The sequence below is a fragment of the Propioniciclava coleopterorum genome (assembly GCF_011393335.1).
GTDB classification, from domain to species: Bacteria; Actinomycetota; Actinomycetes; order Propionibacteriales; family Propionibacteriaceae; genus Propioniciclava; species Propioniciclava coleopterorum.
On record NZ_CP049865.1, the window covers coordinates 908,910 to 931,703 of the forward strand.

The 22,794-nt window shown below is 69.6% G+C and carries 20 protein-coding genes, 1 tRNA gene and 2 pseudogenes; 10 read left to right on the forward strand and 13 right to left on the reverse strand.

Translation table 11 applies throughout. The features are described from left to right. Positions 1 to 4: 4 nt before the first annotated feature. Genes G7070_RS04395 through G7070_RS04405 form a run of 3 tightly spaced genes read left to right on the forward strand, consistent with a single transcriptional unit; the run spans position 5 to position 2,000 of the window. Positions 5 to 547, forward strand: a complete 543-nt coding sequence (locus G7070_RS04395) for a TetR/AcrR family transcriptional regulator (protein WP_166232256.1) — start codon at positions 5 to 7, stop codon at positions 545 to 547. Continuing rightward, positions 544 to 1,254, forward strand: coding sequence for an ABC transporter ATP-binding protein (locus G7070_RS04400; RefSeq protein ID WP_166232258.1), 711 nt, complete (start codon positions 544 to 546; stop codon positions 1,252 to 1,254). Before G7070_RS04395 ends, G7070_RS04400 begins: the two co-directional genes overlap by 4 nt. Next, entirely contained in the window at positions 1,251 to 2,000 is a 750-nt protein-coding gene (locus tag G7070_RS04405) for an ABC transporter permease (protein ID WP_166232260.1), read from the forward strand. Before G7070_RS04400 ends, G7070_RS04405 begins: the two co-directional genes overlap by 4 nt. A 1,830-nt stretch (positions 2,001 to 3,830) precedes the next feature. On the opposite strand, the gene G7070_RS04410 is transcribed toward G7070_RS04405, so the two are convergent. Continuing rightward, complete coding sequence (locus G7070_RS04410) at positions 3,831 to 5,063, reverse strand: HNH endonuclease signature motif containing protein (RefSeq protein ID WP_166232262.1); 1,233 nt, start codon at positions 5,061 to 5,063, stop codon at positions 3,831 to 3,833. 1,199 nt (positions 5,064 to 6,262) lie between these two features. Then, a complete protein-coding gene (locus G7070_RS04415) occupies positions 6,263 to 7,639 on the reverse strand; it encodes an MFS transporter (protein WP_246227318.1) in 1,377 nt (458 codons plus the stop codon). 170 nt (positions 7,640 to 7,809) lie between these two features. Here G7070_RS04415 and G7070_RS04420 point away from each other — a divergent pair, with 170 nt between their 5' ends. Then, positions 7,810 to 8,394 carry a TetR/AcrR family transcriptional regulator gene (locus G7070_RS04420; RefSeq protein ID WP_166232266.1) on the forward strand — a complete coding sequence of 195 codons (585 nt, stop codon included), beginning with the start codon at positions 7,810 to 7,812 and terminating at the stop codon, positions 8,392 to 8,394. A gap of 43 nt (positions 8,395 to 8,437) precedes the next feature. On the opposite strand, the gene G7070_RS04425 is transcribed toward G7070_RS04420, so the two are convergent. Together G7070_RS04425 and G7070_RS18395 are read right to left on the reverse strand one after the other, a co-directional pair. Further along, positions 8,438 to 9,385: an agmatinase family protein gene (locus tag G7070_RS04425; RefSeq protein WP_348981495.1), complete on the reverse strand. Its 948-nt coding sequence runs from the start codon at positions 9,383 to 9,385 to the stop codon at positions 8,438 to 8,440. Further along, complete coding sequence (locus G7070_RS18395; RefSeq protein WP_246227320.1) at positions 9,382 to 9,711, reverse strand: hypothetical protein; 330 nt, start codon at positions 9,709 to 9,711, stop codon at positions 9,382 to 9,384. The genes G7070_RS04425 and G7070_RS18395 overlap by 4 nt, the downstream gene beginning before the upstream one ends. 253 nt (positions 9,712 to 9,964) lie before the next feature. Between G7070_RS18395 and G7070_RS04430 the strand changes: the two are divergent. Further along, positions 9,965 to 10,734, forward strand: a pseudogene (locus G7070_RS04430) (YggS family pyridoxal phosphate-dependent enzyme). Between the two features lie 51 nt (positions 10,735 to 10,785). Here G7070_RS04430 and G7070_RS04435 read toward each other — a convergent pair. Both G7070_RS04435 and G7070_RS04440 read right to left on the reverse strand, forming a co-directional pair. After that, positions 10,786 to 11,160 carry a YciI family protein gene (locus tag G7070_RS04435; protein WP_166232268.1) on the reverse strand — a complete coding sequence of 125 codons (375 nt, stop codon included), beginning with the start codon at positions 11,158 to 11,160 and terminating at the stop codon, positions 10,786 to 10,788. Then, the gene (locus G7070_RS04440; RefSeq protein ID WP_166232270.1) at positions 11,157 to 11,861 is read right to left on the reverse strand and encodes a TetR/AcrR family transcriptional regulator; all 705 of its coding nucleotides are present in this window, start codon (positions 11,859 to 11,861) and stop codon (positions 11,157 to 11,159) included. The genes G7070_RS04435 and G7070_RS04440 overlap by 4 nt, the downstream gene beginning before the upstream one ends. Before the next feature lie 75 nt (positions 11,862 to 11,936). Here G7070_RS04440 and G7070_RS04445 point away from each other — a divergent pair, with 75 nt between their 5' ends. Continuing rightward, positions 11,937 to 12,473, forward strand: a complete 537-nt coding sequence (locus G7070_RS04445) for a DnaJ family domain-containing protein (RefSeq protein WP_166232272.1) — start codon at positions 11,937 to 11,939, stop codon at positions 12,471 to 12,473. Positions 12,474 to 13,011: 538 nt separating this feature from the next. Here G7070_RS04445 and G7070_RS04450 read toward each other — a convergent pair. From G7070_RS04450 to G7070_RS04460, 3 genes are all read right to left on the reverse strand, one after another. Further along, on the reverse strand, positions 13,012 to 13,818 hold the full coding sequence (locus G7070_RS04450; RefSeq protein WP_166232274.1) for a hypothetical protein: 807 nt from the start codon (positions 13,816 to 13,818) through the stop codon (positions 13,012 to 13,014). 157 nt (positions 13,819 to 13,975) lie between these two features. After that, positions 13,976 to 14,935, reverse strand: coding sequence for a BsuBI/PstI family type II restriction endonuclease (locus tag G7070_RS04455; RefSeq protein ID WP_166232276.1), 960 nt, complete (start codon positions 14,933 to 14,935; stop codon positions 13,976 to 13,978). After that, the gene (locus G7070_RS04460; protein WP_246227662.1) at positions 14,932 to 16,407 is read right to left on the reverse strand and encodes an Eco57I restriction-modification methylase domain-containing protein; all 1,476 of its coding nucleotides are present in this window, start codon (positions 16,405 to 16,407) and stop codon (positions 14,932 to 14,934) included. The genes G7070_RS04455 and G7070_RS04460 overlap by 4 nt, the downstream gene beginning before the upstream one ends. A gap of 199 nt (positions 16,408 to 16,606) precedes the next feature. Here G7070_RS04460 and G7070_RS19760 point away from each other — a divergent pair. From G7070_RS19760 to G7070_RS04470, 3 genes and pseudogenes are all read left to right on the forward strand, one after another. Further along, positions 16,607 to 16,747 (forward strand): annotated as a pseudogene (locus G7070_RS19760) (recombinase family protein); the annotation flags it as partial. 284 nt (positions 16,748 to 17,031) lie between these two features. Further along, on the forward strand, positions 17,032 to 17,664 hold the full coding sequence (locus tag G7070_RS17580; RefSeq protein ID WP_431977918.1) for a recombinase zinc ribbon domain-containing protein: 633 nt from the start codon (positions 17,032 to 17,034) through the stop codon (positions 17,662 to 17,664). After that, positions 17,630 to 18,900 (forward strand): IS3 family transposase gene (locus tag G7070_RS04470; RefSeq protein ID WP_166230744.1). Its coding sequence is split into 2 segments (ribosomal slippage): positions 17,630 to 17,918 and positions 17,918 to 18,900, totalling 1,272 coding nucleotides; the frame shifts between segments, so codons are not numbered across the junction. The genes G7070_RS17580 and G7070_RS04470 overlap by 35 nt, the downstream gene beginning before the upstream one ends. A 322-nt stretch (positions 18,901 to 19,222) precedes the next feature. Here the strand turns inward: G7070_RS04470 and G7070_RS04475 are convergent. From G7070_RS04475 to G7070_RS04490, 4 genes are all read right to left on the reverse strand, one after another. Beyond that, positions 19,223 to 19,298, reverse strand: a tRNA-Ala gene (locus G7070_RS04475). 45 nt (positions 19,299 to 19,343) lie between these two features. Beyond that, positions 19,344 to 20,108: a hypothetical protein gene (locus G7070_RS04480; protein WP_166232280.1), complete on the reverse strand. Its 765-nt coding sequence runs from the start codon at positions 20,106 to 20,108 to the stop codon at positions 19,344 to 19,346. A gap of 93 nt (positions 20,109 to 20,201) precedes the next feature. After that, complete coding sequence (locus G7070_RS04485) at positions 20,202 to 20,822, reverse strand: GNAT family N-acetyltransferase (protein ID WP_166232282.1); 621 nt, start codon at positions 20,820 to 20,822, stop codon at positions 20,202 to 20,204. After that, entirely contained in the window at positions 20,819 to 22,120 is a 1,302-nt protein-coding gene (locus G7070_RS04490) for a molybdopterin molybdotransferase MoeA (RefSeq protein ID WP_166232284.1), read from the reverse strand. The genes G7070_RS04485 and G7070_RS04490 overlap by 4 nt, the downstream gene beginning before the upstream one ends. Positions 22,121 to 22,137: 17 nt before the next feature. Here G7070_RS04490 and G7070_RS04495 point away from each other — a divergent pair, with 17 nt between their 5' ends. Continuing rightward, on the forward strand, positions 22,138 to 22,761 hold the full coding sequence (locus G7070_RS04495; protein ID WP_166232286.1) for a 5-formyltetrahydrofolate cyclo-ligase: 624 nt from the start codon (positions 22,138 to 22,140) through the stop codon (positions 22,759 to 22,761). Positions 22,762 to 22,794: the final 33 nt, after the last annotated feature.

Sequence of the window (22,794 nt, forward strand, 5' to 3'; positions counted from 1 at the left end):
ATGCATGAGCAGGTGGGACACCACGCATGCCGCGCTCAGGGAGGCGGCCCTGGAGTTGTTCGGGACGTTGGGGTACGACGCCACCACGACCGCGCAGGTGGCACGCCGGGCAGGCGTCACCGAGATGACGCTGTTCCGGCACTTCCCGACCAAGGAGGCGCTGCTGCTCTCCGACCCGTACGACCCGCTGCTGGCCGAGGCCGTCCGCACCCGGCCGCCGGGCGAGGCCCCCATGGCGGCGCTCGTCGCCGGCATCGGCCAGGCGTGGTCGCGGCTCCCGGAGGCCGACCTGGCCGCCCTGGGCGCGGTGCTGGCGATCGTCCGGGGGACGCCGGGGCTGCGCGGCGCGTTGGAACGCAACGCGTCCGCCACCACCGACGCGCTCGCGGAGGCCTTGATCGCGCGTGGGGCCACCCCGGTCGCCGCGGCCGTCGCGGCGGCGGCCGCGATCGCGGGGTTGAGCGCGGCCCTGCTCGCCTGGGACCCCGAGGAGCGCGACCTGTCCGACCACCTGAGCGAGGCGCTGGACGCCTTGGCGGGCCGATGAGCGCCCTGACTCTTGCGGGCGTCAGCGGCGGCTACCGGGGCGCGGCGGCCGTCAGCGCGATCGACCTGACGGTCGGGCGCGGCGAGGTGGTCGCGCTCGTGGGGCTCAACGGCACCGGCAAGACCACCCTGCTGCGGCTCGCGTTCGGCATGGTCCGACCCACGGCCGGACGGGTCAGCGTCCTCGGGACGCCGGTCGCGGGCCTGCCCGCCGCGATCTGGGGTCGGGTGGGGTACCTCGTCGACACCCCGCTCGCCTACCCCGAGCTCACGGTGCGGGAGAACCTTCGGATGGCCCTGTCCCTGCACGGGCGGTCGGCTGCGCGGCTCGACCAGTGCCTGGGGAGGTGGCGGCTGCGCGAGTCGGCCGGCCGCAGGCTCCGGCACCTGTCGCTGGGGAACCGGCAGCGGGTGGGGCTCGCGGCGGCCTTGGCGCACGACCCGGACCTGGTGGTGCTCGACGAACCCGGCAACGCCCTGGACCCCGCGGGCGTCATCATCCTGCGCGACGAACTGCGTCGCCGGGCGGACGCGGGTGCCGGCGTCCTGGTCAGCAGCCACCACCTCGACGAGGTGGCCCGCGTCGCCGATCGGGTGCTGGTGATGAACGCCGGACGCCTCGTCGGGGCCCTGGATCCGCACGGCGCCGAGTTGGAGCGAGCGTTCTTCGCCATGGTGCGCGCCGACGACGAGGAGCGGGTGCGATGAGGGCCGCGTTGGCCGCCGAGGCGCTCAAGCTGGGGCGCTCCCGCGTCGGACCGCTCGCGTCGCTGGTGTTCGTCGGAGGACTGCTGGCCCTCCTGGCGGGGATCGCGGCGGCGGTGGCGTCGGGCAACGCCGAGATGATCGCGAAGGCCGGACGCGGGGCCACAGCGGACTGGTCCGGGTTGCTCGCCTCATCGGCCCAGGTCACCGCCGCCGGCGGCCTGCTGGGGTTCGGCGTCGTGCTCGCCTGGATGTTCGCCCGCGAGTTCGCCGAGGGCACCGTCTCCGGGTTGTTCGCGTTGCCGCTGCCCCGCGGCCGCATCGCAGGGGCGAAGCTGGTCGTCTACCTCGGTTGGGTCGCGGCGGTGAGCCTCGCCGCGTCGGCCGGCGTGCTCGCCCTGGGATGGGTGCTCGGCTACGGGTTTCCGTTGCGGGACGCCTGGTTCGGGCTGGCACGGCAGGTGGCGCTCGGGTTGCTCACGGGTCTGGTTGCGGTGCCGGTCGCGTGGGTCGCGTCGGCGTCCCGGTCGCTGCTCGGGGGCGTGGCCTCCGCCGTTGGGATGGTCGTGATCGCCCAGGTGGGGACGCTGGCCGGCGCGGGGCCCTGGTTCCCGGTCGCGACCCCGGCCATCTGGGCCATGACCGGGGGCACGGTCGGAGCGCCACAGCTGGGGCTCACGCTCGCCCTGTCCGCGGCCGCGGCGGCACTCACGTGCCGGAGTTGGGCCCGCATGCGGCTGGATCGGTGACATCCGGTCGCCGCCCCCTCGCTTGAACGCCCCCGTGAACGGGATCAGCGGCTTGCACCCATGCCCGACGCCCCGTCGCTCGTGGGCCCGGACGACTCGTGGGCCCGGACGAACTGACTCAGCGCTTGCTCCCCGGGTAGGAGTGCGGGGCCGCGCCCGTCCCGACGACTGCTCGTTCTCGCCCGTCAGTTTGCCCCGCCAGGCGACCAGCCTCGTCAACCGGCGCCCTCTGTCAACCAGCCCGCAGCCACCCTGGTCAACCAGCCCGCAGTCACCAGTCGACCGGCCGTCCCTGTCAACCAGCCGCAATGTCAACCAGCCCCCGCAATGTCAACCGGCCGCCGCACATGTCAACCGGCTTCCGCAGATGTCAACCGGCTTCCGCAGATGTCAACCGGCCTCCGTAAATGTCAACTGGCCCCCGCAGACGTCAACCGGCCTCCACAGATGTCAACCGGCCTCCGCACATGTCAACCGGCCCCCGCACATGTCAACCGGCCTCCGCAGATGTCAACCGGCTTCCGAAAGTGTCAACCGTCCGGCAATGTCAACCGGGTCGGTAATGTCAACCGGGTCGGTAATGTCAACCAGCCTCGAAATGTCAACCGTCCGGCAACATCAACCGGGCCCGCAGTGTCAACCAGCCCGGCAATGTCAACCAGCGGCCGAAAATGTCAACCGGCCGACGACATCAACCGGGCCGGCAATGTCAACCAGTCGCCGCAATTCCAACGGGCCCCTGCGGTGCCAACCGGCCCCTCAGCCGGCGCCGCGTCCAGTTCCCCCTCGACGGCCCCGAGGGCGGCAGCGCGCGCGTCCGCTCGTTGGTCGCCTCTCGCTCGGTGCACAGCGCCGCCTCGAGCATCCGGCAGGCGCCCCCTATCAACACTCCGCCCACACCCCATGCCAACCGGCCTCCGCAATGCGATCCGGCTCCGAGAAGGGCAACCGGCCCGACAGCCGGCGCCGCGTCCGACTCCTCCTCGGCGGCCCGGCGGGCGGCCTGCGCGCGCCGCCCCGGCGACCAGCCACCCTTGCCAACCGGCCCCGCGATGTCGACCAGGCCACAGCCACCGCCGAACAGCCACCCCACGTCAAGAACCAGCCCTCGCAGTGTCAACAGGCCACAGCCACTCGCTGTCACCTGTCAGACCAGCCCTCCCGTCAACCAGCCCGCCCTCGCGGGCCTTCCGCCCTGCTCAACCAGCCCGCCCCGGCGGGCCCTCCGCCCTACAGGGGCCCACCTCGTGCCGGAGTATCTGCTAGCGGCGTCCGTCCCGATACCAGCAACCCGATCGCCCCGGCCGCGACACCGCCGTATGCGCGGGGCGGGATCGGGGCCGCCACGGGACGCGGCGGGACCGTACCGACGCCCTGGGCGCCAACGCCGGCTGCTCCACACTGCGAGCCACCACCTCGGCGCTACCGCACCATCATGTCTGGACGCGAGGCGTGGAACCTCTGGTTGGAGTCCCCTACGGCCACGCCCCCATGGACTTCGGCGTCAGACCCGGACACGGGCGCGCTCGCGAACGGCCCGGGACTCGCGCGGCAGGCCGCGGCATCGGCTTCCAGACCGGGGCCGGCAGGACGATCGACCCAGCCGCCGAAGGCGAGCGCGCTGTTGACTCGGCATCCTGGCGGACGTTGGCACCCCACGATGGCCCCGCTCGCTTGGCCTCTTGCGCTCGGTTCCAGCGCACGGCGGACCAGTGCCCCGCGACGACCCGCGTTATCCCCTCACCCGCGGCCGACCGGAGCGGGTTCGGGTGACCGGCTGCGCCTGTGCCCCGACCGACTTCTGGACGGTGAGCGACGCCGCCGCGTCCATCAGCCGGAACTCGTACCCTCACCGGCCGGATGCTCGCGCCGGTGGCGGTGGTTGCGGCGGGGACGCTGCTGCGGGTCGACCCTGACCGGTGGAATCACCACCGGCACGCCATCGTCGAGTCGGATCTGCCAGCGTGTGTCGGGATGCCGGTGGTCGGGTTCGACCGTGTTGTGGTGATGCCGGCACAGGAGCACCAGATTCGGAAGCGAGGTCGGTCCGCCGCGTTGCCAGGGAGTGACGTGGTGAGCGTCGCACACGGCGGCGGTCCGGTCGCAGCCGGGGAACACGCAGCCACGATCCCTGGCGACGAGCGCGGCACGGATCGCGGGGGTGACCAGCCGGTTCGCCCGTCCCACGTCCAGCACCTCGCCTGCACCGTTCATCACCACCGGGAGGATGCCGGCGTCGCAGGCCAGCACCCGCACCTGCGTGGGGGTGAGGTCCGCACCTGAATCGAGCAGCTGCGCCTTCCGGCAGTCGTCGACCAGCCGGTCGTGGTTGATGAGGACCATGATCCGCGGCCGATCCCCGCCGTGGTTGGGGGCGTCCTGGTGCACCGCGGCGGCGCGGGCGAGCTCGATCAGGGCATCAGCCCGGCGCTGGGTGGGGGTGGCCTTCTCGGCGAGCGGGTCGGCGCAGTCCAGGGCACGGCGGTGGTGCAAGTGCGCGATCGCCTCGACCTGCGCCCGCAACAACTCCGCCTCCACCGTCGGCAGCGAACCTTTGATGAGGACCGATCCCATCCCATCGGGGGTGAAGGTCAGGTGCCGCACCGCGTGGGCGTGCCGGGCTTCCCGCTCCAGGCGGCGTTCCAGCGTTTCGTCGGCGGTTTCGGGGGCGATGACTTCGAGGAGATGCCGGGCCAGCCGGCTGAGTTCGTGGGAGTCGAACTGGGCGCAGAACCCCACCATCATCGCCTCAGCGTCCCGCACCTTCTGGTCGGGCAGATCCTCGGGCAGTTGGGCTAGGACGCGGGTGACCGCGCGGGCCTGCAAGGGTGTGGCCGCCCCGGTGAGGGTCGCTTCCCGCAGCACGGGCCGGCTCGACAGTTCCTGGGCTGAGGCCAACAGCCGGCCGGCTTCGCGTCGCGTCATCCGCTGGGCGTCGTGCAGCCACGACAACGTGCCCACCCCGACCACCGCCTGCGGGGCCGCGACTCGATCCGCCTCAGCCACCAACACCCCTGCCAGTGCTTGCAGGCGGCCGGCGGCGGCGAGCGCCTGCTCGGCCAACCCGACCCGCTCAGCATCGGTGAGCAGCACCCGATCCAAACCATCGGGCTCCAGGCCGTCCAGACCAGCGAGGACATTCGTCAGGAATGCCTCACTCCGCGTCCGGATCAACGTCTCCATGAAAAGACTCTAGAAGGGCCCACTGACAATTCTTGATGCTGGTTGGCTCCGCCGACGAAAACAAGGTGAGATCGCACCGGCGCGCGGCGCCCCGGGCTGTTCACCTCATGACCAGGGCGATCGTGAACTCGTTCCACGCCGCGCTAGACAGCGATCCGGTCGGCGACCACGCGCGCCTCGCGGAAGGCTCTGCGCGCTGCGTCTGTCGGGGCGGGGTGGCGCCGAACCGGGTCGCGGCGTACTCCCCACCACCAACACGAGGATGCTGACCACCCCGATGCACCGGACCAGACCAACACACCTCCGAGGCCCACCGACCAGCACGTCAACCACCCGGATGCGTCGGACCGCACCTGGGCACCGCGGAGTCCCCACCCCCACACGCTGGAGGACCCCCGCGCCGGAGGCCACGGTCACGTCGCCGCGCATCACGAGCAGGATGCGGGCCTCGTGGCACTCAGGCAGCGCGACGTCGGCGCCCGGGGCACTTCGACCACCTGATGTGCCAGGACCAGCGGGTCGCGATCCACTGCGGCCGGTGCCGGAGGCCCCAGCGATCCCACGCCGGGGAGGATCCGTCGCGTTCGAGTCCGTGGATTGGGTGTTACTGACGATTAATCCGCCGCTACAGCCGCTCCGTTCTGGGCGTGTCCGCTGAACGCCGAACATCGAGAAGACGACGTGGCCGGTGGGTGCCCCTTCGTGGAAGGCGTGCCCACGGCGAATGCCGCTCACGCGTTCACCAGGAACGAGCGATGCATCGGTCGACAGCCCCACCACCGATCCCCTCGGCAGCACGCGGCACCCAGCCACCTCCGAGCACGGCACCCCGCGTCAGCGACACGGCGGCACCACCCCCGGCCGCTTCAGGACATGTCAGCCGTCATCGACACCACGCCGGCAGGCAGCGTGGGGTACGGCCGCACGAGCCGCGTCGGCGCACCGACCGCATGGGCATGGAACCCGAACCTCGACGGCCAGCCCCGGCGGCTTCCGCGACCACGACGGCCAGCATCGAGGCTTCGGCGGCCTTGACGGCCCACGCGGCCGGAGCGTCCGCTCGGCCAACCACAGCGCGGTCAGTGGGCGGGCAACTCCGAGTCGTCCGGCCGCGGCGCAGGGATGAACACCGCGAGCACCGTGCAGACCACGGCGGCGATGAAGCCGAAGATGAACGCCATCTGGAACCCACCCGGGCTCGGCGCCACCGCGTCCCCGACGCGCACGGACGAGGCGGTCAGCACCGCCGCGATCACCGCGGACGCCGAGGCGGTGCCCAGCGCGCGCATCAGGGTGTTGAGGCCGTTGGCGGCGCCGGTCTCCGAGGCAGGCACCGCACCCATGATGAGGTTCGGCATCGCGGCGTACCCCAGCCCGATCCCCACGCCGATGAGCACGTTGATCACCAGAATGTGCCACGCGTGCAGGTCGAGCAGCACCGCCGCGGTGTAGCCGATCGCGATGATGCTCGAGCCGGCGATCAGCAGGGGCTTGGGGCCGAAGACCGTCTCCAGGCGTCCGGCGACGGGCGACATGACCAGCATGGCGATGCCCGAGGGCATCAGCATCATGGACGCCTGCAGCAGCGGCAGCCCCAGCCCGCCGGCCACCTCGGGCAGTTCGAGCAACTGCGGGAACGCGACCGAGGACGAGAACAGGGCGAACCCCATCGCGACCGAGGCGAGGTTCGTCATGAGGACCGGCCCGCGCGCGCTGACCCGCAGGTCGACCAGAGGATCGTGGATCCGCAGTTCGAGGAAGCCCCACACCAACAGGACGGCCGCACCGCCGAGGAGCAACCCGAGCGTCAGCGGGGACGTCCAGCCCCAGTCGCCGCCGCGGGAGATCGCCAGCAGGAGGCACGCCAGCCCGATGGCGAGCCCGACGACGCCGACGACGTCGATGCGCCCGCCGGTCCGCACGTCACTCTCCGGGACGCACGTCGCCACGAGCACGAGGACCGTCGCCCCCATCGCTGCGGCCGCCCAGAACAGCATGTGCCAGTCGGCGCGCTCCGTCACGAAGGCGCTCAGCGGCAGGCCGAGCGCACCGCCGACGCCCAACGTGGCGCTGACCAGGGCCGTCGCACCGCCGAGGCGTTCCTCGGGCAGGGTGTCGCGCAGGATCGAGATGCCGAGCGGGATGACGCCCATGCCGAGGCCCTGTAGCCCGCGTCCGACGATGAGCGGCACCACGCTCGGCGACAGCGCCGCGACCGTCGAGCCGGCGACCAGGAGGCCGAGCAGCACGAGCGCCACCCGGCGCTTGCCGTACATGTCGCCGAGCTTGCCCGAGATGGGGGTGCAGATCGCCGAGACGAGCAGGGTGATCGTGATGACCCACGCCGCGTCCTCGCGGGACGCCCCCAGCAGGTGCGGCAGTTCGCCCTGGATCGGGATGAGAATCGTCTGCATGAAGGAGGCGGTGACGCCCGCCAGCGCCAGGACGGCGATCACGAGGTTCGGACGGGCGGGCCGTCCGGTCCTCTCGAGAACGGACTGCGGTTCCTGGCTGAGCGCTACCAATGGACTTCCTTCGATCGAGCGGCGAGTCGTGAGACTCCATCTCATCTAAGATAGTTCGTATCATTCCAGCGCGCCAGTCTCGTCCGCGATACGATCGGGGCATGGCCAGGGACGTTCGGGAACGCGCCCGCGAGGCGGTCCGCACCGAGATCGCGCAGGCGCTCAGCGACCTGTTCGCCGCGCGCGGCTTCGACGCGGTCACCGTCGAGGAGGCCGCCCGCGAGGTCGGCATCTCCCGCGCGACGTTCTTCCGCTACTTCGGCTCCAAGGAGGACGCCGTCATCGCGGCCATGGACGGCGTCGGCGTCGACTTCGGCGCCGTCCTCGACACCCTCGACCCCGTCGCGGGCGAGTCCGCCTGGGGGCTGCTGCTGCGCACGTTCCAGCGCACGCTGGAGGGCGTCGATGAGAGCTCGGACGCCGACCGCGCCCGCCTCCGGATGATCCACAGCACCCCGTCGCTGCGCGGCCGGCTGACAGCCCGCCGCGTCAGCCGCGAGGACTCCCTCGCCGACGCGCTGACCCGCCGCGGCGTCCCCCTGGCCCGCGCGCAGGCGGCCGCGGCCGCCGGTCTCGCCGGGCTGGACGTGACGTGGCGCAGGTGGGCCAACGGCACCGCCCTCACCATGCAGCGCGCCCTCGCCGACACCTTCGCCGACCTGGCCGCGACCGACACCCCGCTCTAACCCGGCTCGACCAGGGCCCCATTCGCTCGAGGTCCACGCACGGTCAGGCGGCCTGCGGCCCCCAGGCGTGCCGGTCGAGCTGGGCCGCCTTCGTGCCGAGGTGGCCGTTGCGGACCAGCATCGCCAGGGCGTCCAGGATCACCCGCGAGCTGAGCAGAGCGGTCTGTTCGGCCCAGTCATACGGCGGCGAACACTCGACGACCTCGAGCCCGGAGATCCCCTCGCCGGCGATCATCCGAATCATGTTGAGCGCCTCGCGCGGAAGCAGGCCGCCCGGCTCGGGCCAGCCAGTCCCGGGAACGAAGCCGGCGTCGATGACGTCGATGTCGAAGGAGAGGTAGACCGCCTTGGCGTCCTTCCACGCCGTCTCGAGGGCGACCTCGGCGACCTTCTCGATGCCGACCCGCTCGACGTCGCCGACCGTGATCACGGTGGTGCCCCGCTCGCGTCCCACCTTGACGCCGGCCCGCGGCGCCTGCCAGCCCCCGATGCCGACCTGCACGAGGTTCGTGGCGGGGGCGTTCTTGATGTTGGTGGCGTGGAACCACGGCGTCGTGTGCATCCGCTCGTCCAGGTCGGTCTCCTGGGTGTCGACGTGCCGGTCGAAGTGGATGATGCCGACGTTGCCGTCGACGTAGGGCGCCAGCCCCCGGATCGTCGGGTAGCCGATGGAGTGGTCGCCCCCGAGGATGACCGGGAAGACGCCCCGCTGGTAGACGTGCGCCATCGCCTGGCTGATCTGGTCGAAGGACTTCTCCAGGTTGCCCGGGATCGTGAAGATATCGCCGATGTCCACCATGTTGAGCTGCTCGCGCAGGTCGATGCCCAGCTCGTAGCAGTAGGTACCGAACAGGTTCGTGGACCGGCGGATGCCCTGCGGGCCGAACCGGGCACCCGGCCGGTACGTCGCCCCGGAGTCCAGGGGCGCGCCGAAGATGGCGACCTCGGCGTCCTCGACCTGGTTGACGTCCTCGAGGAAGGGCGAGTTCAGGAACGTGCCGCGCTCCCCGCGAAGTGCGGCAGCTCGCCGCGGGAGAACGTGGGGATGGTGCGATCCTTCAGGGTCGGGGAACCCTCGAGGCCGAACGCGAGGCCGCGCTCGATCTCCTCGTCGTGTCGGAACAGGGAGATCCGCTCCTCGGCGAGCTGCGCCCAGCGTCCCTCCTTCGAGGCGAACGCGTCGCTGTGGGAGTGTTGATGATCATGGGGGTGCCCATGACCGTGGGAGTGGGGCCGACCCTGCTCGTGGGCGAGCCGATGGGCCTCCGCTTCGTGATCGTGCTGTTCTGGATGCGGATTCTGCGGGCGATCGGACATTGCTGCCTCCCGTGTGACCGTCTTGGCTTCCGGTACGGTCACCCTCGTCGGTCGGGGCGCTCCTTGCCACCTGCACCCTCCTTAACAAACAAGGCGTTGTGAAGTCAATGGTTGGGGCGCGCAAATCTCGGCGGCTCCAGGGTCGCTCCCCAGCAGCGCCGACCGGCGACGGTGGGCCTCACGGGGTGACACCACCGCGCGTCCGGCCCCGCCGCCCGGCCTACGCTGGGAGGGCCCACACGAAAGGACGACCGTGCAGCAACCCGACCATGGCGCACCCTTCCCCCACGCGACGACGCCGGAGGAGTTCGCCGCCAACCTGGACGCCGTGCGCGCCCGGATCGCGGCGGCGGCCCACCGCGCCGGACGCGAGGCGTCCGAGGTCGAACTGCTGCCGGTGAGCAAGACCGTGCCGCAGGAGCGGCTGCGCGCGGCGATCGCCGCCGGCTGCACCACCCTGGGGAGAACAAGGTGCAGGAGGCCGTCCGCAAGCACGGCGAGCTCGCCGACCTGGACGTCCGCTGGTCGCTGATCGGGCATCTGCAGCGCAACAAGGCCAAGGACGTCGCCGCCATCGCCGCCGAGTTCCACGCCCTGGACAGCCTGCGCGTCGCCGAGGCCCTCGACCGCCGACTGGACGCCCTGGGCCGCCCGCTGGACGTGTACGTCCAGGTGAACACGTCGAGCGAGCCGCAGAAGTACGGCGTCGCCCCCGACGAACTGCCGGGCTTCCTGGCCGACCTGACCGCCTACCCGACGCTACGGGTGAAGGGCCTGATGACGCTGGCGCTGTTCACCAGCGACCAGGAGCGCGTCCGGAAGTGCTTCGCGCTGCTGCGCGACCTGCGCGACCGGGCTCGGGCCACCGACCCCGACCTGATCGGACCCGGCGGGCTGTCGATGGGCATGTCGGGCGACTTCGAGACCGCGATCGAGGAGGGTGCCACCTGCGTCCGGGTGGGCCAGGCGATCTTCGGCGCCCGCCCGACCCCGGACAGCATGTACTGGCCGGACGCCCGCTGATCCTGCGCCGGCGGCGTCCGGTTCCGCGAACGACGGGTCGAGCACCCGCGGTCAGGCAGGCTCCTCCTGAAGCGCGCGGACCTCGATGCGAGAACCCAGAGCGGCGGAGGCGCGTTCCGCCCAGGCCAGGGCTTCGGACATCCCAGGAGCCTCGATGATCCAGAAGCCGCCCACGTAGGAGGGCGCGTCGACGAACGGGCCCGGGGTGTGACGGGGCACGCCTCCGGTGACATCGACCGTGACCGCCGCCGAGGGCGGCTGCAGGCCACCGGCGGCGACGAACGCCCCCGCCTTCGTCAGGTCGGAGTTGAAGGCGTCGACGGCCGCCAGGAGTGCGTCCAGCTCAGCCGGGGCGAACTCGAGCATCGACTCCATCGTGGGCTCCTCGCCCGCGTCGTGCGGGACGGTGAGGAAGTACTGCGTCATGCGGTGCCTGCTTTCATCGGAGTGGATCGGTGGGTCGAAGGATCACGGCGTGCGGTCCCGGCCAGCGGTGGGGGCTCCGGCGTCCCTGAAGGCACTCCCACGGAACCTGGGACGAAGAGTCTGTCCAGGTGCTCGTCGATGGCGGCGTGCGCCGCGCCCGGCTCGATGACGTCCAGTTCGAGCAGCGGGGCGAGGCCCGTCACCGCGAGCACGAGGTCGGTCTCGACGACGGGGTCACGACCCGGACCGATCTGACCGTCGCGGATCGCCTGCCGGATGAGGGCTTCGATCTGTGCCCGCCCGTCGCGCATTCCGGCGCCCACCTGCGCCTTCAGCGCGGGGTCATGGAGCGCCTCGGCGACGTAGGCCGCGTGGAGGCGGCTGGTCGCCCGGGCGTCCGGACGCAGCGGCAGCATCTCCGTGAGGACCACGCGGAGCGCCTCGCGCGGGTGCGGGGGCCGGCCGAGCGCCGCCAGCGCGTCCGCCACGCGACGGGCCGTCTGCTCGGAGGCGAACTCGACCGCGAAGGCCAGCATCTCGGCACGCGAGGAGAAATAGTGCTGGAGCTGGCCCAGCGAAACGCCCGCCTCGCTCGCCACCTCACGCAGGGTGGCGCGCGCCCAGCCCTGCTGATCCACGACCCGCCACAGCGCGTGGGCGATGGACTCGCGTCGCTCGTGGCGATCGACTTGTTTCGGCACGGCACCCCTCCTCATGTTTCAATACAAGTGACATAATACAGATGACCGACAGCCCGTGCCAGGAGGTGAGCGGGGATGACGAGCCCCGAACTGCCCGCCAGGTTCTACAACCCGTACGCGTTCGAGTTCGACACCGAGACGGTGATCGCGCTGCTCGCCGACCGACACATCCGCCAGGCGATCGAACGCGGTGAGTTCGACGACCTGCCCGGTAGCGGCCGCCCGCTGGACCTGCCCGCCCAACACGACCCCGACTGGTGGCTCAAGGGCCTCATCAAGCGCGAGGGCCTCGCGCTGCTGCCGGCGTCCATCCAACTGCGCAAGGACGACGCCGCCCTGGACGACCTGCTCGATCGGCTCCCGCACGAGGACGCCGTCCGCCGCGAGGTCAGGCAGTTCAACGAGCGGGTGGTCCGCGCCCGGTACCTTCCCCCAGCAGGACCTCCGCTGATCACGATGCCCCGCGACGTCGACGCCACGGTCACCGCCTGGACCGCCCGCCGAGAAGCCCGAGCCGAGGAGGCGCGCCGCCAGAGCAGCGAGCACACGAGCGGCACTCTCCCACCCCAAAGGAGGCGTCGTCGTCCCGCCCGCTGGCGGCGTCGCGGCTAGCCCCTGGCTCACCGCCGCGAGGTCAACAAGCTGTGCCGTCCCGCACTCCGCGGTGGTTGTGCGAGGACGTTGCCGCCGTAACCGACAGCGACAGTGGGTGCTGTGCATGGCGCGATGACAGCTTGGTTCCGGACGCCGACTGCTACGGGCCACGACGCTACTCGCTCCCGCGGAGCGGGCCACGGCGCTGAGGGCCAGGGTTCCGGCCCGCTCGGTCACGCACCACCTCCACCGGATCACCCGCGCGACTAGGGAAAACTGAACGTGTGAGGCCACACGCCCTCGTCCGATGGCTCGCTGCCAACGGTGCTGACGCATTGACCGCCGATGAGCAGGAGCCCTGGGCGTCGCTCGTCACAGCTGCGAACAGATCATTCAGATGGGCGCGTGACGACTGCAACGACCTATGACATCAGACGCTACTAGCTCAGCTCGAGTGGGTGCTATGCGAAAACGGCTCGCAGGTGCGGCATCAGTGTCATCACTTTGACGAAGCAGTTCGGCGTTCACCGTGGCACCGCCTGGACGAAGGCTCGTGCTAGCCCTTGAGGCGAGAGGCGTACTCATGATCCTGATGGCAGACAAAGCGCTGCGGATCAGTGCTCGCGATCTCCCCAACTGCATCGCCGAACTTGCTCACACGGTCTGCCAAGTAGGTGGAGAGTGAGCCGGCGGATACGACGGCGATGTTGAAATGTCCGTCGACCTTCGCCGACTTGATCTCACGGGTCACGGCCACCCATGGGACCTCGACTGCTTCAATACTCTCGCTCGTGACGTCAACCGCGAACACTGGCGCTGAGGTGACGATCACTGGGTAATAGAAGTCGATGCTCGCCCATTCCTGACCTGGCCGGTGCGTGACGTAGGAGGCCCTATTCACCTGTGAACGAAAGTACGTCAACGCCTTCGCCAGCGGGTAGACCAATGAGGTGAAGATTCCCCGGTTGTCCGCTAGCCAGGTCTGCTTACGGTCGAGGCGGGTTAGCTGAGTCCCGAGGAAACCACCCTCCCACGGATTCCCTGGCAACTTGTCGATCCCGAGATACTCTCGAGCACGCGTGCTGTGAAGCTGCGCTCGACCGTCCCCAAGCTCCGTCCGCCCAGTCTCGATGGTTGGGAACCGGAAATGTTGTTCTTTTCGATCCCGCTCCAACTCGTAGGGGCTCGCTGGGCCGCCTACCACTACGTAAGGCATCGAACTCTGCTTACACTCAGCGAGTACCTGAACGCCGACGCTGAACGACAACTCATCGTTGCGATAAAGCTGTCGATAGCCATAAACGTCGATCTCACGTGACACAGTCGCGTCGTCTGGATCAGGAAACGCCTTGCCCTGCATCACGTGGAATCCACCGGCGCCCAAAGCGCGAGCGGTATCCTGCTCCAAGAGCCACCCAGCGTCGCGCAGGGCAGCCACAACTTCACCCGACGTAGGCAAGGTCATCCCACGATCAACCATGGCTACTCCGGTTCGATCACAAGTTTGACGGCTTCCTCACTCATTCGTATGGCCCGAGGAATCGTTCACCGTTGTAGTGGATCATGTGGGTAGGGTGGTCGGCGCACCAAACTTCGGATTCCCAGGCGATCTTGTCGACGTACTTGCGGAACTCAGCCCGGTCGGGGAAGCACGAGACGTAGACGAGTCCGGCCGTTGACTCTGCGAACAGCTCGGCAAGTTCGGCTTGCCGTTTGGAGTCGACTGGGCCGTGGGAGCTGGCAGCTTCGAGGAGCACGAGCCAGTTCCGGTCTGGTAGGTACAGGACGAGGTCGGGCATCTTGCCGTGCTGATCGACCTTCACGCTGAGCGATGCGAGGGAATCGCGTTCGAAGAGCGCCCACTTGTCCCCTGCGTCGCCGATGTACAGCACCTGTCCACCGGGGGTGAAACGTGGGCAGAAGTCTTCGATCATCGCCTTCAGTAGGACGTTCTGGCCGCCCGGCGTCAGGGTGAAGACCGACCCATCGGGGAGGGTCAGCGGGACGCGGTCCATCTCGCGCACCGCCGCGTACCGGGCCTTGAGTCCCGGCAGCTCAGCGAGGTACTGATCGACAGCGGACGACCATCTGTCGGTGTCGTAGGCGCGCAGCACGTCCAGCGCCTCAGCCGTGACTTGGTAGTTCCACTTCGGGGAGTTGACGGGGCGTTGCGGCTGGTCGGGGTTCTGTACGACGAGTTGTGCTTCCACAAACTGATGCAGTGTGAATCGCCGAACCGTCTCGCGGGAGTTCGGCGCGTAGTCCTTGCCGTACTCGTCGCGGATGAAGTCCATGATCGCGCGCGTGCCGAGCATCGGGTTGGCGACTTCGGTCCAGGACTCGAAGGGGGTGAGTTTCAGGAGTGCCAGCAGCACGAGCGCTGATCGCTCGTTGCTGCGCTCGGCATCCATGCCGAGCGTTTCGAGAACGATACGAGCCTCTTCCAGACGCTCGTACGCAGCGTCGTTAAGCTCGCTCATGCGGCGATCAGCTCCCTGACTAGGGAGTCAACCTCCAGCTGGGACGCGGCGGAGTTACGTCCCAGGTCGCGCAGAATGGCCGCTGTAGGGAACCGGAGGCTTCGAAGGTCAGTGGCGTTGACCTGGGTATGGCCAGAGAAGGTGCGGAAGAACTTGTCGATGACCGACGAGTTGAGCCAGAGGGCGATTCCATTGGCAAGGTCCTCGTCCAAGCCGTGACCGCCGATATGGCAGACGTTGAGGTGGTTCTCGAACGCCACCTTGCCGGGGTTTTCCAGTGGCGACCAGACTGAAGCGACGATTCGTCGGCGTTCTTCTTTCGCGCTGAACCGCTTGACGATCGCGTACCAGCCCTCCGGCAGGAGCATCGCGCGATCCTTGTCGTCAGTCGGCTGGAACCACTGCGGCTTGCGGATTTCTCGTGGCCAGATCACGCCGCCGTCTCGAAGGTTGCCTGGATAGATCAGCGGCGCAGCGCCGGACTGCGCCACAGCCCTGAGCGCATGGCGCGACCGGAAAACGACCACGCGACCGGTTGAGACCTGCACACCGAGATCAGCCAGGGAGCAAGGCTGAGAAAGCACAACCTCGGCGACAGCCGTGTCTTCAGCGTCGGTCGCAAGGCGGATGAATCGGTTCGGATCGTTGGGGAACACGACCTCGTCATACGCGACGGCACGGGTTGAGACATCATCAGTGTGGTCACGGCTGACGGAAAGCTCAACAACACCCGGAGCCGCCCCGCGCGTTCCAGCGAAGATCACGTTCTCTTGAAGGACGCCAGTGTCGGCGAACACCGTGGAGCGGGAATCGAAAACGTGCACTCGATCGAGAGCGATCGAGTCGAGCAAATGGGCACGAAACGCGCCGAAGTACGGGCCGTTGAAGAACGAGCGGGGAGTGATCGCCACCACCTGGCCACCTTCCCGAAGCGCCGCCACGGACAGCGAGAGAAACGCCGCGTACAGGTTCGGTGCATCGACCCCGGCAGCACGCATGGCCGCCCGATGTGCACTCGATACCGCAAGCTTCCCGTACGGAGGGTTCTCAATCACGAGATCGAACTGGCCCTCAAAGTTTAGCGAAGAATCCAAGCCGACGGAGTCGAGGATGAAGTCCGCCTCAACTGCCCTGGCGTGGACTCGGCCACCACCCGCTTGCTCACATGCCGTAAGCGTTGCCCTGAGGCTTGGCAGGACGAGAGGGTCGCGCTCGACCGCAATGATCTCAATCGACAGCTCTGACCGTTCTGGGAGGGCACGGCTGACGAGCGCTGCTGCAAGTACACCTGAGCCTGCGCCGGGGTCGAGCACACGCAACGTCCCACCTTCGGGCAGGCGCGGAATTGAGGCAATCAACTGCGCGGCCACTGCGGGCGTGAAGAACTGCCCGAGCTCGCCCTGCGTGCGCGCATCAAGCCCACCGAGGGCGGCGACACGCTCGCTCTCGGCGACACTCAACAGGTCTGCCATCAACACCCTCCCATCGTATCCGGGGCCACTGACACGCCACGGGGAACACGCAGACCGCCGGCCGCCGACAACAACATCTGGGCACCCCAGCTCGCGTTCATCGCCGCAGCCCGGGTGACCTTCTGCATCGTTCACAAGCTCGACCGGCTCGCGCGCAACCGCGCAGACGACGTGAAGAAATCACGAAGCCCTCCTCGCGGCAGGCGTCACCTTGGTGTCGGCGACGGAGTCGATCGATCAGACTCCCTCGGGGGTGCTGATGCACGGCATCATGTGGTCCATTGCGGAGTTCTACAGCCGCCACCTCGCCACGGAGGCAACGAAGGGCCTTACCCAGTAGCTCGCGCAGGGCGGCACACCGATGCGCGCCCCCGGCTGGCTACCTCAACGTCCGCCGCACCGACCCACGCGGCCGCATGATTCGCACTGTCGAGATCGATCCGAGCGAGCGCCGCTGATTCGGCGGGCGTTCGAGACCTACGCCAACGGCTAGACCTCCGTCACCGGGCTGTTGCGTGACCTCACCGCGCGAGGGTTGACGCCTGTGCCGTCACCGAAGCGCACGTCGAAGCCGCTCGGGAAGAACACGTCTACAAGCTGCTCACGAACCCGTACTACGCGGGAGTGATCCGCTGTAAAGGAGCCCCTGCACCCGGGCGCGCACGAGCCGCTGATCGAGCCCTCAATGTTCGATCAGGTGCAATCGCTACTGAAGCCGCGCAACCCGCGGATGACGCGGCACGTCCAGCATGCGCACCACCTCAAGGGCTGCTGCACTGCGGAACATGCGGGTCGCGGATGCTACTCGACTTCGCCACCAACCCGCGCGGCACCACCTACGCCTACTTCATCTGCTCCGGCCGCGCAGCCAAGAAGACCACCTGCACCAGACGCTCCGTGCCTGTCCAGGCCGCCGAGCGGCTGGTCGCGGACTCATACCGCGACATCACGATCAGCGAGACCGACTACCGGCACCTCGCCGCCGAAGTCGATGCCGCGTTCGAAGAGCAGAGCGCCGGACGGGACCGAGAGTTCGCCAACTTCACCGCCAACCGAGGGCGCCTCGAAGCAGAGAGTGACAAGCTCCTCGCCGCGCACTTCGACGATGCCATCGACCTGCCCACGCTGAAGCGACACCAAGACCGCATCCGCACGGGCCTCGCCGTGAATCCCCCCGGCGTGTCCGGGGGCTCCGAACCTTGGGAAGGGAAGGTTTGGAGTCATGCCAGGGAACACATCGAAGAGGTATCCGCTTGAGTTGAAGCAGCGGGCGGTGCGCATGTACGCCGAGGTCCGGCCGGATCATCCGACGGATTGGGCGGCGATGGCCAAGGTGGCCGGCCTGCTGGGGGTGGCCACGCCGGAAACGTTGCGGAAGTGGGTGCGTCAGGCCGAGGTCGACCAGGGTGCCCGGCCGGGGGTCACGTCGGAGGAGTCGGCCGAGTTGAAGCGGCTCAAGCGTGAGAACGCCGAGTTGCGTCGGGCGAACGCGATCTTGAAGGCGGCCTCGGCTTTCTTCGCGGCCGAGCTCGACCGGCCAGGGCTGTGATCGTGGACTTCATCCGCGAGCACGCCGACCGCCAGGAGCCTGGCGGGCTGCGATGGGGTGTTGAGCCGATCTGTGCTGTGCTGACCGAGCATGGCCTGCCGATCGCCCCATCGACTTTTTATGAGTGGAAGGACAAGCTTCCCACGCGTCGGCAAGAACGCGACCAGGCCTTGTTGGTGGAGGTGCATCGGGTGCATGCCGCTCATTACGGCGTGTACGGGGCCCGGAAGGTGTGGCTGCAGCTGAACCGGGAAGGGATCAGCGTGGCCCGCTGCACGATCGAGCGGCTGATGCGCGCGGCCGGGCTGACGGGGGTGGTGCGTGGCAAGGTGAAACGCACCACGATCGCGGATCCGGCAGCCGTTCGTCCCGGTGATCTGGTGAAACGGAACTTCGCCCCGCTGGAGCCCAACAGGCTTTGGGTGGCCGACATCACGTATGTGTCGACGTGGGCCGGCTGGGCGTATGTCGCGTTCGTCACCGATGCCTACGCCCGCCGGATCCTGGGCTGGCGCTGCTCGGCCACCATGACCACCCAACTCGTCCTCGACGCGGTCGAGCAGGCCATCTGGACCCGGCAACGCGACGGACACGAGTTGGCCTCGGTGATCGCGCATCACGACCGGGGCTCCCAGTACAGCGCCGTCCGCTATAGCGAACGGCTCGCCGCTGCCGGGATCCAGCCCTCGGTCGGGGCCATCGGTTCGTCGTATGACAACGCGCTGGCCGAGACGATCAACGGCTTGTACAAGACCGAACTGATCAAACGCCGGGCGCCGTGGCGGACCCTGGATGATGTCGAGTACGCCACCGCCGAATGGATCGACTGGTTCAACCACCGACGGCTGTATGAGTACTGCGGCGACATCCCACCAGCAGAACTCGAGAACGCGTTCTACGCTCGTCTACACGCCCAGCCACCGGCTGAGCTCACACACAGTTGAGCCTCCGGACACGCCGGGGGGATTCACCGACATCCAACAACGCCTCAGCGGACACGAGGAGCAAAACGCCGGAGCGAGGGCGTTCCTCCACGACAGCCTGCGGTTGCTCACCCACGCGCACCACGCGTATACGCACTCGGACGACGAGAACCGAAGACCCGCGAACCAAGCGTTCTACACCCGGTTGGAGATCACCGACGAAGAGCAGCTACGCCCACGCCTGGCCGAGCTGTTCAAGACGATCTTCGAGGCCGCCGCAGGCAAGGAAGCAAACGGGAACACCCAACATCTTCCAATGTCGCGTGTTCCCGTAAGACACTTTTGGTGGAGCTAAGGGGATTCGAACCCCTGACCTTCTCATTGCGAACGAGACGCGCTACCAACTGCGCCATAGCCCCTTGAAGCGCTGACCAGACTACCACGCAGCACAGCCAGCGCGAAAATCACTCCCCCACGGCGCGGGGACGCTCGTCGCCCTGGCCGTCCACCTCGGCGGACGCGCCGGACGCGGCCTCCTCGGGGGCGTCCGCGGTCACCGGGACGCCCGAGCCGGAGGGCAGTGGGGCGGACAGATCGATCGTGCGGACGGTGCGCGGCGCGAGCGGACGCGACACGTAGGTCGGCGCGGTGATGGGGATCGGTTCCCACAGCGAGCCGGTCATCTCGATGGGGCCGCTCAGCTCGACCGAGTGTGCGGCTTCCTCCTCCTCGGTGGACTCCCACACGGCGATCGCGACGGTCTCCTCGTCGACGTCGCCGCCGCGGACCACCCGGACGCGGGCGTCCAGCTTGCGCCGCATCCGGGCCACCGAGATCCGCGCGACCACGAGGAAGGCGACCAGCAGCCCACCCGGGACGGCCAGCGTCCACCAGGGCACGAGGTTGAAGCCGGCCATCGCCGCGGTGGTCGAGGCGACCAGCAGCAGGAACAGCACGGTGAGGCGGCGGCGGCGCGCGGCGGCCCGGTCCAGATCGGCGAGCTCGCGCAGCGCGGCGCGGCGGTTGTGCGGCGTCGAGACGACGGCGGTGCCGTTCTCGGCGGTGTCCAGCGGCGTGCCGCGGCGGACGATCGTCACCGACGAGCTGAACGGCTCACCGGGCTCGACCTCGTCCATGAGCCCGTTATCACGGCGGTTGAGGAACATGGGCACCAGGTAGATCAGCCAACACGCCGCGACGGCGCCGAAGATCAGTCCCTGAAAACCCATGGCCACGACCCTAAAGGTGCTCGTGGACGCCTCCCCGGAGGACTCGCCGCGCCACCGGCATCCCTCCCCCGAAGTCGTGGCGCGAGCCCTAGATCAGCGCGCGGGCAGGCGTCCGATCAGGCCTTCGGGGCCGACCTCCTCGGCGTGCAGGGCGAACATCAGGTGGTCGCGCCACTCGCCGTTGACGTGCATGAACGCCGGACGCATCCCCTCGGGCCGGAAGCCCAGCTTCTGCACCACGCGCAGCGAGTTCACGTTCTCGGGACGGATCGCCACCTCGATGCGGTGCAGCTTCAGGACGCCGAACGCGTAGTCCGCGCCCAGGGCCAGGGCGGTCGGGACGATGTTGCGGCCCGCGACGGCGCGGTCGACCCAGTAGCCGGCCATCCCCCAGCGCGCCGACCCGTAGGTGATGCCCGAGATGGTGAGCTGCCCCACGAGCACGGGCTCGTCGCCGGGCTCGGTCCAGGTGATCGCCCAGGGCAGGGCGCGGCCCGCGCGGGCGTCCACGTTGAACTGCCGCACCAACTGCCGGAAGGTGAGCCCGGCCTCGGTGGACTCATCGGGCCGGGTGGCGTCCCACGGTCGCGTCCAGGACGCGTTGCGCGCCCGGATCTCGTACCAGTACGTCTCCTCGCGGGCGCGCAGCGGACGCAGCCCGACCGGGCCGTGCTGCAGGCTCACCGGCCAGCGGTGCGCCCCGCCGGGCTTCACCGCGCCTCGTGGTCCGATCCGTCGCCCAGCACGACGCACTCGACCTCGCTGCCGGCCACGGCGCCGTCCCAGTCGGCGGGGATGATCGCCAGCACGTTGGCGCGGGCGAGGTCCCAGGCGAGCTGGGAGTCGGACGCGGCGATCGCGGTGACCTCACCCGAGGCGTCCCGGACGGCGGGCACGTAGTGCGTGACGCCGAGTTCGGACTCGACGGGCCCGGTCAGCCGCCCGGGGAGGCGTTCGCCGGCCAGCGGGTCGACCTCGTTGAGCTTGTTGACCAGCGGGCGCACGAGCGCCAGGTAGGCCACGTAGGACGACACAACGCCGGAGGGCAGCGTGATGAGCGGCGTCCGGCCGTCGCCGAGGCCGGCGTGCACGATCGGGGCGCTCCCGTTGAGGCCGACGAGCGCCTCGTCGACGTCGCGGGCGCCGGTGATGTCGTTGACGAACGAGCCGCCGCCGATGGCGACGATCAGGTCGGCGCGGATCTGCTGGTCGTTGACGACGCGGCGGACCGCCTCGGCATCCGCGGGGACGACGCCGAGCGGGTACACGGTGGCGCCGTCGGCGCGGGCCGCGGCCGTGATGAGCGCGGTGGTCGCGTCGTAGCGCTGCTGCGGGGCGGTGAGCGCGTGGCCCGGCTCGATGAGCGTCTCGCCGACGGTGAACACGACCACGCGCGGACGCGGGCGCACCATCACCTTGTCGAGGCCGACTTCGGCCAGCACGGCGACCGAGCGCGGCGTCAGCACGTCGCCGGCGTGCAGCAGCGGCGTCCCGTCGGCGAGCTCGGAGCCGGCGCGGCGCAGGTTCTGGAACAGGCGGGTCTCGCCCTCGATCAGCACGACGTCGTCCTCGCCGAGCCGGCCGGCCGACAGCGGCACGACCGCGTCGACGCCCTCGGGGACGATGGCGCCGGCCTCGACCTGGACGGCCGCGCCGGCCACGACCGGACGGCCCGGGTCGTCGGCGGCGCGGATGGTGTCGATGAGGTACAGGCTCGCCGGACGCTCCGGGGTGGCGCCGACGAGGTCGGAGCCCCGGACGCCGTAGCCGTCGACGCGCGCGGTGGTCACCAGCGGCAGATCGAGGTCGGAGACGATGTCCTCGCACAGCACGAGGCCGGGCACATCCAGGATCTGCATCGCGAACGGCCGCATCGGCTGGACCTTGTCCAGCAGGAAGTCCCGCTCCTGCTCCAGGGAGCGGGCGGTACCGGTGGGACGCGCGAACGGCGAGGAGACGGGGCGGTCGTCGCCCTCGACGCCGTCGGTCGTGCTGGGTGCGAAGCTGGCCATGAAACTACGATAAGACAATGAGCACACCCGGCCCGGAAGGGTTGCCGCGAGCCGTGCAATCCGGCGGGCATTCCCGCGCCAAGCAGGCGCTGCGCGCGGCCGTCCGGGCTGCTCGGGCCGCCGACGGGGCGCGCGCGGACGCCGATCGCGACCGGCTGCCGCGCCTGCTGGACGCCTCGCGCGGGCACCGGCGCGTCGCCGCCTACGTCTCCGTCGCACCCGAGCCCGACACCACCGCCCTGATCGAACGGCTCGCGGCCGAGGGCGTCGAGGTGCTGCTGCCCGTCCTGCAGGGCCACCGCTCCCCCGCCTGGGCTTGGTACGCCGGCGCGGACGCGCTGCGCCCCGGCTGGCACGGCATCCCCGAGCCGACCACCCCGACGCTGGACGCCGACGCGCTGGCGTCCTGCACGCTGGTGTGGGTCTCGGCGCTGCTCGCCGCCCCGGACGGCGGCCGGCTGGGCACCGGCGGCGGCTGGTACGACCGCGCGCTCCTGCACGCGCACCCGGCCGCGACCCTGGCGACCCTGGTGGGCGACGCCGAACTGGTGGACGAGGTGCCCCGCGAACCGTGGGACCTGCCCGTCGATCTCGTCGTGACCCCGTCGCGCACCGTCTCGACGGGCGCCCGCCGCCCGTAACGCCGCTCCGACCCGGGGCTAGACTGTCCCGTC

What these genes read in the sequence shown, in the direction of transcription:
- G7070_RS04395 (WP_166232256.1), top strand. Translation starts at nt 5, where the DNA reads ATGAGCAGGTGGGACACCACGCATGCCGCGCTCAGGGAGGCGGCCCTG.
- G7070_RS04400 (WP_166232258.1), top strand. Translation starts at nt 544, where the DNA reads ATGAGCGCCCTGACTCTTGCGGGCGTCAGCGGCGGCTACCGGGGCGCG.
- G7070_RS04405 (WP_166232260.1), top strand. Translation starts at nt 1,251, where the DNA reads ATGAGGGCCGCGTTGGCCGCCGAGGCGCTCAAGCTGGGGCGCTCCCGC.
- G7070_RS04420 (WP_166232266.1), top strand. Translation starts at nt 7,810, where the DNA reads ATGGCCAGGGACGTTCGGGAACGCGCCCGCGAGGCGGTCCGCACCGAG.
- G7070_RS18395 (WP_246227320.1), bottom strand. Translation starts at nt 9,711, where the DNA reads ATGTCCGATCGCCCGCAGAATCCGCATCCAGAACAGCACGATCACGAA.
- G7070_RS04435 (WP_166232268.1), bottom strand. Translation starts at nt 11,160, where the DNA reads ATGACGCAGTACTTCCTCACCGTCCCGCACGACGCGGGCGAGGAGCCC.
- G7070_RS04445 (WP_166232272.1), top strand. Translation starts at nt 11,937, where the DNA reads ATGACGAGCCCCGAACTGCCCGCCAGGTTCTACAACCCGTACGCGTTC.
- G7070_RS04455 (WP_166232276.1), bottom strand. Translation starts at nt 14,935, where the DNA reads ATGAGCGAGCTTAACGACGCTGCGTACGAGCGTCTGGAAGAGGCTCGT.
- G7070_RS04460 (WP_246227662.1), bottom strand. Translation starts at nt 16,407, where the DNA reads ATGGCAGACCTGTTGAGTGTCGCCGAGAGCGAGCGTGTCGCCGCCCTC.
- G7070_RS04480 (WP_166232280.1), bottom strand. Translation starts at nt 20,108, where the DNA reads ATGGGTTTTCAGGGACTGATCTTCGGCGCCGTCGCGGCGTGTTGGCTG.
- G7070_RS04490 (WP_166232284.1), bottom strand. Translation starts at nt 22,120, where the DNA reads ATGGCCAGCTTCGCACCCAGCACGACCGACGGCGTCGAGGGCGACGAC.
- G7070_RS04495 (WP_166232286.1), top strand. Translation starts at nt 22,138, where the DNA reads ATGAGCACACCCGGCCCGGAAGGGTTGCCGCGAGCCGTGCAATCCGGC.